Source organism: Sphingobacterium sp. R2 (assembly GCF_040760075.1).
In the GTDB taxonomy this organism is placed as follows: domain Bacteria; phylum Bacteroidota; class Bacteroidia; order Sphingobacteriales; family Sphingobacteriaceae; genus Sphingobacterium.
The window spans coordinates 1354371-1368744 of record NZ_CP142884.1; the positions used below are offsets into that span (position 1 = coordinate 1354371).

At 41.2% G+C, this 14374-nt stretch carries 10 protein-coding genes; 6 read left to right on the plus strand and 4 right to left on the minus strand.

Annotation, left to right across the window (positions count from 1 at the left end; translation table 11 throughout):
• The first annotated feature begins 1 nt into the window (after nucleotide 1).
• The 4 genes from pafA (at nucleotide 2) to VXM68_RS05690 (ending at nucleotide 6132) form a co-directional block, all read left to right on the plus strand.
• Complete coding sequence (gene pafA, locus VXM68_RS05675) at nucleotides 2-1645, plus strand: alkaline phosphatase PafA (RefSeq protein WP_367210674.1); 1644 nt, start codon at nucleotides 2-4, stop codon at nucleotides 1643-1645.
• A 143-nt stretch (nucleotides 1646-1788) separates the two neighbouring features.
• Nucleotides 1789-2229 (plus strand): Rrf2 family transcriptional regulator, encoded by a 441-nt coding sequence (locus VXM68_RS05680; RefSeq protein ID WP_046673766.1) that lies wholly within the window; start codon nucleotides 1789-1791, stop codon nucleotides 2227-2229.
• A 214-nt stretch (nucleotides 2230-2443) separates the two neighbouring features.
• Complete coding sequence (locus VXM68_RS05685) at nucleotides 2444-5230, plus strand: outer membrane beta-barrel protein (protein ID WP_294183815.1); 2787 nt, start codon at nucleotides 2444-2446, stop codon at nucleotides 5228-5230.
• On the plus strand, nucleotides 5227-6132 hold the full coding sequence (locus VXM68_RS05690) for a GLPGLI family protein (protein WP_294183814.1): 906 nt from the start codon (nucleotides 5227-5229) through the stop codon (nucleotides 6130-6132). The genes VXM68_RS05685 and VXM68_RS05690 overlap by 4 nt, the downstream gene beginning before the upstream one ends.
• A gap of 135 nt (nucleotides 6133-6267) precedes the next feature.
• Here VXM68_RS05690 and metG read toward each other — a convergent pair whose 3' ends face one another.
• Nucleotides 6268-8337 (minus strand): methionine--tRNA ligase, encoded by a 2070-nt coding sequence (gene metG, locus VXM68_RS05695; protein ID WP_367211290.1) that lies wholly within the window; start codon nucleotides 8335-8337, stop codon nucleotides 6268-6270.
• A gap of 240 nt (nucleotides 8338-8577) precedes the next feature.
• Between metG and VXM68_RS05700 the strand changes: the two genes are divergently transcribed.
• Complete coding sequence (locus VXM68_RS05700) at nucleotides 8578-9480, plus strand: LD-carboxypeptidase (protein WP_367210675.1); 903 nt, start codon at nucleotides 8578-8580, stop codon at nucleotides 9478-9480.
• A 39-nt stretch (nucleotides 9481-9519) separates the two neighbouring features.
• On the opposite strand, the gene VXM68_RS05705 is transcribed toward VXM68_RS05700, so the two are convergent.
• Complete coding sequence (locus tag VXM68_RS05705) at nucleotides 9520-10350, minus strand: universal stress protein (protein WP_293880030.1); 831 nt, start codon at nucleotides 10348-10350, stop codon at nucleotides 9520-9522.
• 259 nt (nucleotides 10351-10609) lie between these two features.
• On the opposite strand from VXM68_RS05705, the gene VXM68_RS05710 reads away from it, so the two are divergent.
• Nucleotides 10610-11017 (plus strand): DoxX family protein, encoded by a 408-nt coding sequence (locus tag VXM68_RS05710; protein WP_293880028.1) that lies wholly within the window; start codon nucleotides 10610-10612, stop codon nucleotides 11015-11017.
• A 118-nt stretch (nucleotides 11018-11135) separates the two neighbouring features.
• On the opposite strand, the gene VXM68_RS05715 is transcribed toward VXM68_RS05710, so the two are convergent.
• Nucleotides 11136-11966 (minus strand): universal stress protein, encoded by an 831-nt coding sequence (locus VXM68_RS05715; protein WP_293880026.1) that lies wholly within the window; start codon nucleotides 11964-11966, stop codon nucleotides 11136-11138.
• A gap of 254 nt (nucleotides 11967-12220) precedes the next feature.
• Nucleotides 12221-14371 carry a carboxy terminal-processing peptidase gene (locus VXM68_RS05720; protein WP_367210676.1) on the minus strand — a complete coding sequence of 717 codons (2151 nt, stop codon included), beginning with the start codon at nucleotides 14369-14371 and terminating at the stop codon, nucleotides 12221-12223.
• Nucleotides 14372-14374 lie beyond the last annotated feature (3 nt).

Genomic DNA, 14374 nt, shown 5'->3' on the forward strand with positions numbered 1-14374 from the left:
TATGATTAAAAGATTTTTTTTAAGCGTCGTCCTTGGAATAGCAGCGCTTTCGTCCATGGCGCAGCAGCCGGAAAAACCAAAATTGGTTGTCGGCCTGATGGTGGACCAAATGCGGTGGGATTATTTGTATCGTTTTGCCGATCGATATGGCAATGATGGTTTCAAACGACTTTTGAAAGAAGGGTTCTCCTGCGAAAATACATTGATTAATTATATTCCGACCTATACGGCTATTGGGCACAGTTCGGTCTATACAGGATCTGTTCCCTCCATACATGGGATTGCGGGTAACGACTGGATTGAAGAACAGACCGGAAAGAATATGTATTGTACGCAGGACGATTATGTTGTCGGTGTAGGTACTACCGCAAAGGAGGGGCAACAGTCTCCACGCAATTTGCTTGCATCTACTGTAACCGATCAATTAAAATTAGCCTCCAACTTTAAATCCAAAGTCATCGGTATCGCGATTAAAGACCGCGGAGGGATCTTGCCGGCAGGGCATTTTGCCGATGCGGCCTATTGGTTTGAAGCAAAATCGGGTGATTGGATTACATCCAATTTCTATATGGACAAACTTCCAAAATGGGTGGTGGACTTCAATAAGAAAAAGTTAGCTGAGAAATATCTGAAAGGCGACTGGAAGCCTATGTATGACATCAGTACATACGCTGCCAACAGTATTGCAGATGACAATATCTATGAAGGTAAGTATCCGGGTGAAGAGAAACCTACACTACCTCGCGCCACTTCCAAGTTGATGAAAGACGAGGGCTACGAGCTGATCAAAACCACGCCAATGGGCAATCAGTTTACATTGGATATGGCCATGGAGGCAATCAAAAATGAACAGATGGGTAATAACCCAACTAACAATACCGATTTTCTTTGTGTGAGTCTCTCTGCGACAGATTACGTTGGACACCGCTATTCATTAACAGCCGTGGAGATTGAAGATATGTATCTGCAACTTGATAAACAACTTGCCGAATTCTTCAAATACCTGGATAACACCGTGGGCAAGGGTAATTATACGTTCTTTATGACGGCAGACCATGGCGCTTCCTATAACTCTCGGTTTTTTATGGATATGAAAGGAAATGGAGGTTATTTCTATTCCCGTCAGATTATCACAGGTCTTAACAAGACGCTTAAAGATAAATTTGGACAAGAGAAGCTTGTAAAAAGCATGATGAATTATCAGGTTCATTTAAACAATCAGTTGATCGATTCTTTACAGTTGGATCGCGATAAAATAAAAGAAACCATCATTCGTGAACTTCGTCATACCGAAGGCGTGGCCTATGTTGCTGATATGGAGAAGGGTGAAAGCCTGATGATTCCAGCGCCTATTCGGGAAAAAATGATCAATGGTTATAACTTTAAGCGCAGTGGTGCTATCCAGATTGTTTGCGAACCACAGTGGTACGATGGTACGCCTCGCTCGACCGGTACGACCCATGGTACCTGGTCTGCCTACGATTCCCATATTCCTTTGGTATTTATGGGTTGGGGCATCAAGCCCGGAGTTTCCAATACAGAGGTACATATTGTGGATATTGCACCTACAATTGCGGCACTTTTGCACATTACCGAACCAAATGGCAGTATTGGAAAACCCATCACGGCGGTATTGGGGCAATAAGAAAATGCAGTAGATACGTTTCCAGTATAGCGAGGTGAAACCCCGTTTGGGTGTTTACAGCTGTTCTACGCATGAAATGGTGCGGGTTTTATTCTATTGAATAAAAAACGTAAATTTGCGATTCAACAGGGGGTTAATAAAGTATGCTTTCCAAAAAAACAAAATATGCAATAAAGGCACTGATGGTGCTTGGTCGTAACTACGGTAATGAGCCTATGCAAATCGTAAAGATTGCGCAGGAAGAGAATATTCCCAAGAAATTTTTGGAACAGATTCTGCTCGAAATGCGAAATGCCGGAATTCTCTATAGCAAGAAAGGTGCTGGGGGCGGGTATAGTCTCAATAAGGCGCCAGAGGATGTTTTCTTATCGCAGGTTATGCGCTTGATCGATGGACCCATCGCGTTGCTGCCTTGTGTGAGTTTAAATTTCTACCGCTCCTGCGAGGAGTGTACCCAAGAGCATGCCTGTGGCATACGCGATACATTCGTTGAGGTAAGAAATGCCATGTTGCAGATATTGAATGATACGAGTATTGCCCATTTAATCAATAAGGAAAAAGAATTGAACTTAAATGTAGATTAAAGGTAATAAAATATTTTTTTCATTTGTAATGGAGGCCTGACTTATTTGTCGGGCCTCTTTTTTTTGTCATTATATTTTTGGAATACAGTGTTTTAAGCTAATCATTTTTTCCAAAATTGAAGGTCTTTTTAATTATATAATTATTTAACATTATTTTACGAATTTTCCGTAGTATTAGCGGTATATTTACCTGACAATATATAAACGTTAATTTATGAAACTAACCTATTCCCTAGTTTTGTTTCTTTTGCTAGCTATCCTAAGTACGAAATCCTATGCACAGCATAAGCTTTCGGGTTCGGTTGTGGATGGCAAGGATCTTGCAAAACTACATCAGGCTTCAATCGCACTGCTTAACTCCAAAGATTCGGTCTTGATTACCTTTGGTCGGACAAAAGAAAATGGAACGTTCCAACTCGCAAACCTAGATACAGGAACTTATAAAATGGTCGTTTCCTATCCCCAATATGCAGATTTGGTAAGGGATATCCAAGTTACTGCCGGAGACTCAGACATTGGATTGGTCAAACTATCCAAAGCAGCCCTACTATTGGAGGAGGTGCAGGTGAATGGCAAAATTCCGGTGGTTATTAAAGGGGACACCATCGAATACGATGCCGGTAGTTTCAAAGTTGATAAAGATGCCAAAGTTGAGGACCTGTTAAAAGTATTGCCCGGTATTACGATGGATGGATCTGGCAAGATTACCGCTCAGGGCAAAGAAGTGAAAAAAGTACTGCTTGATGGGGAGGAGTTTTTTGGTGATGATCCCACGTTAATTACTAAAAATATTCGTTCAGATATGGTTAGTAAAGTGCAGGTTTATGAAAAGAAATCAGACCTCGCCGTTCGAACGGGGGTGGATGATGGGGAGCGCACGCAGACCATTGATATCAAACTCAAAGAAGATAAGAAGAAGGGACTATTTGGGCAAGCTGTTGCCGGAGCGGGTACGGATCACTATTACGGCGGTAAAGTGATGTTCAATAAGTTTAAAGGTTCGCAAAAAATTGCCGCGTATGGCATTCTTGCCAATGACGGTATGGTCGGACTGGGCTTTGAAGATAGCCAGAAATATGGCGTTGGGGGAAGCAGCAATGTGCAGGTGATGGAAGGTGGAGGTATTATGATTACCTCGGGTGGCGATGGTTCTGATGGCGACTGGGACGGTACGTATTCTGGTGGAGGAGTACCTAGAGCGATCAATATGGGAGCTAGCTATTCCGATAAAACCAAAGATGATAAGCACAAGATCAATGTCAACTTTAAGCGTAATCAGATCCGTGTAGGTAACACCAGTACCTACAATGCGCAAAACAATCTGCCTGAGCGGGCGCAGGTAGACAATAACGTGACGCGGTCGGAGAACGAAAGTAAATCCAATACCGCTAACTTGAGGTATGATTTGAAGTTGGATTCGATGTCCGATTTGACCGTTAATATGGGATTTGTGAAATCGAGCCGTGATAATTTCTCTTTTTCTGATGCTGATCAACGTACATTGGATGGAGTCTTGATCACAAAGACGACATCAAAAAATGATTTGACTGGTGATCAGGATCGATTTAACGTCAATGCGATGTTAACACGCCGCTTCAGAAAAGAGCGCCGTTCTATCACCTTTAATATGAGTGCAAATACGGATCAGAATCGTTCCAAAATCCAATATTTCTCTGAAAACATCTTTCAAAGTTCAGGTGATACGACCCTGATTGATCAATTTAAAAATGATAAGCTGGCCAACAATACCTACGGTGCCTCAGTAACTTATTCGGAGCCTTTGTCAAAACGACTGACTGCCGCCGTTGGATATGCATTCAACAGCAGTAAATCGGAAACGCTGAATCAGTCTTTTGATAGAGATCCCGTTACAGGAGAATATACTTTGCTAGATCAAAATCTATTAAATGATTTCGATTTCACCAGTTTGAAAAATGCAGTGAATACTTCGCTGAATTACAAATCGAGTACGTTGACTGTCAATGTAAGCAATAGGGTGGATTTTGAGGATGTGAAGAGGACCTATAACAATCTAAATACGGCATTACAGCGCAATCAAACGTCAGTTAATCCGGTTTTCTCGGTTAATTATAAAATCTCGAAAAGTAAAAATATCAATTTCCGTTACAGCGGACGTACCAGTCAACCTTCTTTGACGCAGATAGAGCCCCTAAAACAAAACGCCCAGCCGCTTATTGAATATCTGGATAATCCAAACCTAAAAGCCGGCTTTAACAATTCGTATTCAATTGATTACAACAACTATAAGCAGTTGAAAGATCAGAGCATCTATTTTTATGTGAATGCCGATCAAGGTAAGAATAGCATTAACAATAGCGTGCGCTACGATTTGGACAGAGGTACACAGCAGATTTCCTATGTTAATATTGACAAGGACAATTGGCGGATGTATGGTGGTAGTGGGTACAGTTTTGTCCTGCAAAAAAAATGGGGACTGAAAATGAATCTCGGGATGCAGGTACAGTACAATAGTCAATTTAGTTACCTATCATCGTATACCGAAGAGCCAAAGCTCAATAGAAATCAAACGTGGAGTGTTTCACCGAATATCGGTTTTAGTCGCTACAAGGCAAATAAGATGGATTTATATATTTCCATCAGGCCAGGTGTTCAGCAAATGAATTCCTATTTGCAGCCCGAGTTAAATCGTTCCACTTTTACTTTGAGGACCTACTCCGAGCTCACGTATTACCTGCCAAAAGATTTCAAAATCTCCTTAACGACCAATCAAAATTATCAGGCTGCTACGAAAACTTTACAGTCTATTAACGTTGTGAACATGAATGGTTATGTTTCCAAAAAACTATTGAAAGATAAATCGTTGGAAGTGCAGGTGTTCGTCAATGATATTTTAAATAAAAATAATGGCGTGTACCGTTATCAAAACGGAACGTCATTTATTCAGACGAGCAACGACGTATTGCGCCGTTATGGCATGCTAAAAGTAATCTACAATTTTACATCAATGAACCGTCCATGATAAAATTATCCATTTTTTTGTCCAGCGTTAAGGTGAATTTTAATTCTGATAAGCTCCATCTGGTCGATGGAAAAATAAAATTATTTACAGATGAAAGGAGATATCAAATGAGTAACTATACGAAATTGATGATTTGGGTTTTGTTGCTGTGCATGAGCACGGCACAAGCACAGCATGCCTACTTTCCGAGCAGCGGAATAGTGACCTATGAACGGAAGTTTCATGTGCAGAACTTCTTGAAGCGTAATTACCTCAACAAACCAGATTTAGATACCTGGGACAAGTTAACGGTCGACAATGCCGTCAAAAATGGTCCTACCGAGGTGGTGACCCATCATATGTTAAAATTTTACGATCATGAAACGCTATTTGAGACCATTCAGGAAGACTATCCTCCGAGTTACCGCAGTGTCACCCGATATCAGCCCATTCTTGCAGATTCAAAAACTTATATCAATTTTCAACAGCAGGAGTTTCTCAAATTGCTTCCATTTGGTGATGATCAACTTTTACTTAAAGATTCATTGCCTGCTGTAAAATGGAAGTATACTGACGAATATCGAAATATTGCCGGATACGACTGTCGAAGAGTGAATGGAATTGTGCAAGATTCGGTGTATGTGGTTGCTTTTTTCGCGGGGCAAATTCCTGTTCCGGGTGGTCCGGAACTTATTCATGGGCTACCAGGGCTAATCATGGGGGTGTCCATTCCAAGTATGAACGTCAATATGTTTGCAACCAAGGTGGAAATCACAAATGCTCCGGTTTCAAATGTGCTCACCAAAAAGAAAAGAGTGGTGGCCGAATCTCGAGCAGAGATTCTGAAAAAGCTGAGAGACACGGTTTACGATTATTTGGATGAAAAGGATTTTAAGAAACGTATGCAGAGCATATTCTTTTAACTAGCGAACTATGCTAGAGGAGAAAAGATAGGCTACTACCACAAAGTGGTGGCCTCGAAGTACCTATCAAAAATAGCCTATAAAAAAGCCTGTCCACACGAACAGGCTTTTATTATACATGTCTGGCGTTTGCTATTAACGCACCGTACTTCCTATTTTAATTGTTGTCTCTGGTTTGACGAAATCCAGTCTACCATCGGCATCTTCTGCCATAAGGATCATTCCCTGCGACATAATTCCTTTTATTTCCCGGGGTTCAAGGTTGACCAATATGGACACCTGACGGCCCACAATTTCTTCAGGGCTAAAGAATTCTGCAATACCCGAAACTACCGTCCGTTTATCAATACCCGTATCGATGGTCAACTTCAATAATTTCTTTGTTTTGGCAACTTTTTCAGCTGCTGTAATGGTTCCGACACGGATATCCATTTTAACAAAATCGTCGAAGCTGATATTTTCTTTTGCAGGAGCAACCTTGGCGTTGTCGGCTAGGTTTTTTGCTTTCGCTGCTGTAAGCTTATCAAGCTGGAAGTCGACCTGTTCGTCTGTTATCTTTTCAAATAACAGTTGTACTTCACCCAGTTGATGCCCCACCTCAATCAACGCATCTGAACCTGCGTCATTCCAGTTCCCCTGAGGAAAATTGAGCATTTCAAATAATTTGGTTGCTGTTTTAGGCAAAAACGGCTGCGCAAGGACAGCAAGGTTCGCAACGATCTGTGCCGCTACGTTTAATATTGTTTTAACCCGTTCTTCATCCGTTTTGATGATTTTCCATGGTTCCTCATCCGCAAGATACTTATTGCCAAGGCGGGCAACATTCATGAATTCTGCCAAAGCTTCGCGGAAACGGAATTGTTCTAAAGAAGATTTAATAGAAACCGGATATGATTTTAATTCATCCAATACCGCTTGGTCTACCGTAGACAATGCAGCTCCCTTCAATACCCTACCATCAAAATATTTGTGGGACAATACCATAACACGGTTCACAAAGTTGCCCAAGATAGCTACCAGCTCATTGTTTATACGGGCCTGAAAGTCCTTCCAGGTAAACTCAGCATCTGATGTTTCTGGTAATATAGACGTTAATACATAACGCAATTCATCCTGTTTGTTTGGGAATTCCTGTAGATATTCATGTAGCCAAACCGCGTGGTTTCTAGAAGTAGACAGCTTATCGCCCTCCAGGTTAAGGAATTCGTTGGCCGGAATATTTTCAGGCAAAATGTAACCGCCGTGCGCATGAAGAATAGCGGGGAAAATAATACAGTGGAAGACAATATTATCTTTTCCGATAAAATGGATCAATGTAGAATCATCGGCAGGGTTTTCATGTGTTTTCCAATAGTCTTCCCAGTTTTTGCCATGGTCTAATGCCCACTGTTTCGTTGCAGAGATGTAACCGATAGGCGCATCCAACCAGACATAAAGTTTTTTACCTTGTGCTTCTTCCAACGGTACATCGACACCCCAGTCCAGATCACGGGTCATTGAACGCGGTTGTAAACCCGATTTAAGCCAAGACTGGCATTGCCCAAACACGTTGGATTTAAGGATATTTTTCTTTCCTTCGATCAGCCATTTTTCAAGCCATGGTTGGTATTTATCTAAAGGAAGGTACCAGTGCTTTGTTTCTTTCAATACCGGTGTCTTTCCGCTCAATGTCGAAATCGGATTGATCAGGTCTGTCGGGCTGAGGGATGTGCCACACTTTTCACATTGGTCGCCATAAGCACCTTCGGACTTACAATTTGGACAAGTACCTGTAATATAGCGGTCGGCCAAAAACTGGTGGTACTCCTCATCGTAGTACTGTTCGGAAAATTTTTCGACAAATTCGCCTTTGTTGTAAAGGTTCAAGAAGAAATCCTGCGATAACTGGTGATGTATAGGTTCTGACGTACGGTGGTATATATCGAAAGAAATCCCAAACTCTTCAAAGCTTTCTTTAATTTGTTGATTGTATTTGTCAATGATTTGTTGAGGGGTAATGCCCTCTTTTTTTGCACGGATGGTAATCGCCGCACCATGCTCATCCGAACCACATACATAAACGACATCTTTTTGATTTAGACGCAAATAGCGGACAAAGATATCCCCTGGGATGTATGCTCCAGCAAGGTGTCCAATATGTAAAGGACCATTGGCATACGGTAATGCCGATGTGATGGTATAACGTTTTTTATCTAGAATACTCAATGCTTGAACGATATTAAAGTGTGTACTTGTTTTCTTTGGCAAACTTAGATAAATTGCTGTTTATATGCAATATAAATGCGTATCATATCAAACAATCGCAAAAATATTATTCCAAATAGCGGTAGAAAACTCAGATAAATTTACGTTTATTTGTAGGGATAAGCACATTGTTTTCCCATAAATTTTTTATTAGGGTCTAGCCTTTGTGCTTCCGGTTGTTTGATCATTAGCGATAAAAAGATGTCCAAAATACCTGATTTTCTGAAAGTAGGCGATAAAGTAGCGATCGTCTGTCCTGCGAGTTTTATTCGTGGATCTATTGATGTAGGCCTCAAAACATTGGAGGGCTGGGGATTGGAGGTTGTGGTCGGAGAGACTGTCAGCACATCGTACCACCAGTTTGCCGGACAAGACAGCTTACGAGCAGCTGATTTGCAGTGGGCACTGGACGATCCATCGATTAAGGCAGTATTCGCCGCAAGGGGCGGCTACGGTTGTGTCCGGATTGTCGATGAAATCGATTTCTCCAACTTCGAAAAACAGCCCAAGTGGCTGGTCGGTTTTAGCGATATTACGGTATTGCATAGTCATATTCAACGGAACTTTAAAGTAGCCACAATACATGGACAGATGCCCAAGTCTTTTGAGACGGGAACAAAAGCCTCTTTGGAAACGCTAAAAAATGCCTTATTTGGTTATAATATGGATTATAGCTATGAGCAGAGCGTCTATCCCAATCGTGCAGGTGAAGGCCGAGGAAAATTGGTCGGCGGAAATTTAGCCATCTTACTCTCTGTGCTTGCATCTGATTCGGATGTCAATTACAAAAATAAGATTCTATTTATTGAAGATGTTGGTGAAGCTTACTATTCTGTCGATCGCATGCTGTGGGCATTGAAGCGTGCGGGAAAACTAAAAAAATTGAGCGGTCTTATTGTCGGCGGTTTCTCTGCCATGAAGGACAACGACCCTGCTTTTGGCCAAAGTGTGGAAGAAATTGTGTGGGATAAAGTTAAAGAATACGATTTTCCGGTAGCGTTTGCCTATCCGGCAGGTCATATCGATGACAATCATGCCCTCGTATTTGGCCGAAAAGTGGCATTGAAAACCACGGCTAATGCTGTTCAGCTAACTTACTTGTAGGTGCAGCTGAACAGCATTTAGCTGCAACACCTATTCTGATTAGCCCGAATGTACCGGAATGACCATCATTGCAGCCTGACTCTTCCAAGCCATCTTTTGTGCTAAACTGGTATTGAAAATTCGGCTTAACAAGCCCTTGTCGCGGTGGAAAGTAACCATCATATCGATATTATTTTCGTTGATGTATTGGTTAATGCCCAGGGCAATGTCTGTATGAAGGATATAACTATACAGGGGATTGTAGGGCGCTAGCAGATCTTTCATGATCGTTATTTCAGCATTTACAGCTTTATTTGCAGGATCCTCTTTGGTGACATGTACCACATATACCTCACTTTTACGCAATACTTCAGATGCATTGATCAAAAGGCGGTTTAATTTTAGTTTTACTTCCTTAAGATTTGAGGCTATCAATATCTTTTTCGGTACCCTAAGCTCAGCTCGTGCGGGAACCACCAGTAAAGGTGTGTGACAATTTTCGATCAGCTTGAGCGTATTGCTTCCGAGTAGTAATTTCTTTAAGCCGCTTTTACCTGCGGTACCAACGATCACGAGGTCAATATCCTCCTCTGCACAAGTACGGTTTACGCCGTAGCTTAGTTCATATTCTTCGAGCACAGATTTCCAAGCTATCCCTTCCGGAAAAAGCAGCATCAGCTCCTGTTGCCAGGTATTGAGATCCTTTTGTTTCTCCTCTAGAATTTCTGAATTGCTGATAACAACAGGTTCGGTACCTACCGTCGGGATTACTTCGTACGTATGGTACAAGACCACCTTTTCAATGCCCCATAGCGGAGCCAATTGCGCGGCGTATCGAGCAGCGGCAAAGGCATTGTCCGAAAAGTCTGTTAACAAGAGTAGGTTTTTCATCCTTATTAGTTATTTGTGTATCACATCATCCATTTGTGTATCACATAATCCATCGCTAAGCTATTACCGACTTAGGTCGTGTTTTCTGTTGCAGCTCACCGTTTTATTATCGATTATATAGCTATTAAATTACACATAAAGTATTAAAAATGCAATAAATTTATTCCTAGCATAGCGCTGTGGAGCTTTTCAATTTAAATAATTTCATTAATTTAGGGCGAGTGGTTTTGTTCATCTATTCATAATTTAAGCGTTTTATATGGCAATTTGGAATTCATTGAGTAAGTATAGGGATACAGGTCTTTTGGTTTTGCGCATTGGATTGGGCGTGATGATGATTATGCACGGTCTGCCCAAGTTACAAGGCGGCCCCGATCTTTGGGCCGGCGTAGGTAAATCAATGGGCACGATTGGTATTCATTTTATGCCTACATTTTGGGGATTTATGGCGGCAGTGACCGAAACTGTTGGAGGGCTATTTTTGTTGTTGGGTCTTTTTTTTAGACCAGCAGCACTATTGCTTGCTTTTACAATGGTTATCGCTGGATTAATGCATCTTTCCAAAGGAGACGGTATCTCTGGTGCATCTCATGCAATTGAGCTCTTTTTTGTATTTTTAGGACTTATACTTATCGGTCCCGGTAAGCACTCCGTTGATAAAAAATAAACGGTTTTCCTAGAACGATATACGTTATTGAAGCCACGATTCCTAAAGGATTGTGGCTTCACTATAACGAGCACTTTTCACTTTCATTGCGATGGTTTTATGTGAAAATATATTGTATTTATGATCTATCCATGGGAATAACCAATAAGTTGGCGGAGCCATTCCAGGCGATCTTTTTTGATATGCTGCTTTTGAATAGGCTAGATAATAGTCCCTGCTTTTTATGGAATGAAAGGATGAGGTCGATGTGTTTCTCTTTTGCATATTCTTCAATACCCACTGCAACGTCATCGTGACTAATGTAGTCATAAATCGGATGGTATTTGTCCAGGCGCTCATGAAGATGCTTTAATTCCTGCGCCAGGTCTGCAGCAGAAGCCTCTTTTTTCGCAACATTCAAGACATATAATTTTGCTTGGAAGGTTTCCAAAACCTGATCTAAATTAAATAAATCCAGCTTGCGATCTACCTCTTTCAGATCCGTTGTCGCCAGTACATTTTTGGGGACGGCCGGATCTACCTTATGCGAAACGATGAGCATTGGTTTAGGGCATATATCCATTAGGGTAATGGCATTGCTTCCTACCAGGATTTTAGCAAAGCCAGTCTGACCTGTAATACCCAATGCGACAAGATCAATCGCTTGGGCACTACATATTTCTTGAACGCCCATCGGTAAATCAATGTCTTCCATTTGATAGGATAAGGCTACTTGCGGTGGGAACAGTAGTCTAATTTCGTCGAACCAGTCTGCAAGTTCCTTTTCTTTGGCCGCTTTTACTTCTTCATTGACAACAACAATAGGTTCATTGTCGACGACGGTAACACTATTGTATGTATGATATACAATTACCTTTTGCGTTTTCCAGGCTTCTGTACATAGTGCAACTTGCTTTGCTGCTAGAAGAGCATTTTCTGAAAAGTCAGTTAACAGGAGGATATGTCTCATAATATTTTATTATACGTTTAACTTGACAACCTACTGCGCTATGTCATCCCGACCCATCGCTTAAGGAGACGCATTGGATCATTGGGCCTCGTATAGCAGCGGTATATTACCAAAACAATCAATGTAGCGATAAGTTACAAATAAAACGTGAATTTAATGTTAAGACCCCTCCAAAGTGATGAGTGTCATAAAAAAAGGCAACCCTAATCAGGGTTGCCTTGCCATTTACTTTACAGTTTTAGTTTTTGGTGAAATTACATCGGTTTTTTTGTACCAAAGTTGATGATATAGTCGGTCATCACTTTTGCACTTTCGTCTTTCACAAAATCCAGATCGATTTTAGGCTGTGACTTGCCTTCTTCCCAAGCTGGTTTACCCTGTAATTTCAATAAAGCGTTGATGCGATCTCTGTTTTTCTTGAGGTTGTCATCTTTATCTTTTTTGAATTTGTTGAATTCCAATGGAATTTTGACATCCTCATCCTTTTGGGCTTCTTCAATGTCCTCTTTCAGATATTTATATTCCAATGAGTTTTTGATACGTGCCTCATGTATTGCTTCCAATTTTTTATCGATCGCACTCAGGTCAGCTACTTTTTTGAAGTTGCTTGATTGGATTTGATCCCAAGGCAGTGCTGATTTTTCTGAGCTTTCGCCAAATTTCTCTGCAGAAAACTGAGAAGGGAATACGATATCAGGTGTCACACCTTTATGTTGTGTACTACTTCCGTTAACCCGATAAAATTTACCCAATGTAATATTGATCTGTCCATACTGAGGAGCGCCTTCTGGGGTGTCCGGGTCTTTTTCACCCGATGCCTTTAACAGCAATCGGCTGGTCGGGCTGATCACACGCGACATGTCTATTGCCGATTGCACTGTGCCCTTGCCATAACTTTGAGATCCTAAGATAATTCCTCTTCCATAATCTTGGATCGCACCAGCAAAGATTTCAGAAGCCGAAGCCGAGAAACGGTTGATCATGACGCCCAGTGGACCATCCCAGGAAACACCAGCATTTTTATCTTCTTCAACATCAATGTTATTTTTTGTATCTCTCACTTGTACAACAGGACCCTTGTCAATAAATAGACCTGTCAAATCAATTGCTTCAGGTAAAGAACCACCACCATTAAAGCGCAGGTCGATAACCACCGCATCCACTTTTTGTTGTTTCAGTGTGTCTAATATCATCCTAACATCTCTCGTTGTGCTTTTGTAATTTGGGTCACGTCTTCTGTAAGCCTCAAAATCCATGTAGAATTTAGGGATGTTGATGATCCCCACTTTATACATTTTTCCGTCCGATCCTTTGACGTTCATGATTTCTTTTTTTGCAGACTCTTCTTCAACGACGATTTTCTCCCGTACAAGGGATACAATCCGTGGGTGAGAATTCATTGGCTGGCCTGCAGGAATAATTTTCAGACGGACGATTGTTCCCTTTGGACCTTTGATTTTTGCTACAGCAGCATCAAGTCTCCAGCCAATAATATCTTCAAATTCACCATCTTTTCCCTGCGCTACAGCGATGATTTTATCATTGACGTGAATGCTCTTGTCTTTGAAGATAGGTCCACCAGGGATAATTTCAAAGATGCTTACCGCTTCGTTATCGATGGATAATCTTGCACCAATCCCTTCAAAAGTATTGGCCATTCCCTCATTAAATGCCTGGGCAAAAGATGGATTAAAATAAGAAGTATGTGGGTCTACAGCATCTGTCAGCGCTTGCATTACAATCTGAAAAGCATCGTTTGCGTTGGTTTTTTTTGCCTGAGAGATCAAATTGACGTAGCGTTTTTTTAATGTCTCTACCTGTTTGGTCTTTGCACTGTCGGTAGATTTGCCGCTTGCAGTTTCTAAGTTGAGGAGGTCGTATTTCACCCGTTTACGCCATTGGTCGTTGGCCTCTTCTGCCGTTTTGAACCATCCTAATTTTTCACGGTTAGGCTGGTAATACTCGTCTTTCGTATAATCCTGTTTTTTGCCGATTTCTGAAAGCGCATATTGCATTCTGTCCAGGTATCTCTTCGAATACACGTTGAAAATATGGAAAGCAGCTGATAGATCTCCATTTTTAATGTCCTGGGCAAGATTGCTTTTGTAGGACTGAAATTCATCAATATCCGACTGAAGCAGGTAATTTTTGCCTTGATCCAAACTTTTGATCAGATTATCGTATATAATGCCCGATATTGAATCGTTCATTTTGACCTTTTTGTAGCTTGCATTTTCCAATAATCCAGAGACTTCCTTGGCGATGATCTGATGCTGCGTGCTTGGTTTAAGCCCTCCGTCATCAGGAAGTGCAACTCGCGGTTTTGAACCACAAGATACAATGGATACAACAAAAAGTACAAATAAGAGTTTCCTAAACATATTTTCGACGGTTTTATTAATCATTCT

Coding starts and splice junctions, on each gene's coding strand:
- pafA (WP_367210674.1), top strand. CDS start 2: ATGATTAAAAGATTTTTTTTAAGCGTCGTCCTTGGAATAGCAGCGCTT.
- VXM68_RS05680 (WP_046673766.1), top strand. CDS start 1,789: ATGCTTTCCAAAAAAACAAAATATGCAATAAAGGCACTGATGGTGCTT.
- VXM68_RS05685 (WP_294183815.1), top strand. CDS start 2,444: ATGAAACTAACCTATTCCCTAGTTTTGTTTCTTTTGCTAGCTATCCTA.
- VXM68_RS05690 (WP_294183814.1), top strand. CDS start 5,227: ATGATAAAATTATCCATTTTTTTGTCCAGCGTTAAGGTGAATTTTAAT.
- VXM68_RS05700 (WP_367210675.1), top strand. CDS start 8,578: ATGTCCAAAATACCTGATTTTCTGAAAGTAGGCGATAAAGTAGCGATC.
- VXM68_RS05705 (WP_293880030.1), bottom strand. CDS start 10,350: ATGAAAAACCTACTCTTGTTAACAGACTTTTCGGACAATGCCTTTGCC.
- VXM68_RS05710 (WP_293880028.1), top strand. CDS start 10,610: ATGGCAATTTGGAATTCATTGAGTAAGTATAGGGATACAGGTCTTTTG.
- VXM68_RS05715 (WP_293880026.1), bottom strand. CDS start 11,966: ATGAGACATATCCTCCTGTTAACTGACTTTTCAGAAAATGCTCTTCTA.
- VXM68_RS05720 (WP_367210676.1), bottom strand. CDS start 14,371: ATGATTAATAAAACCGTCGAAAATATGTTTAGGAAACTCTTATTTGTA.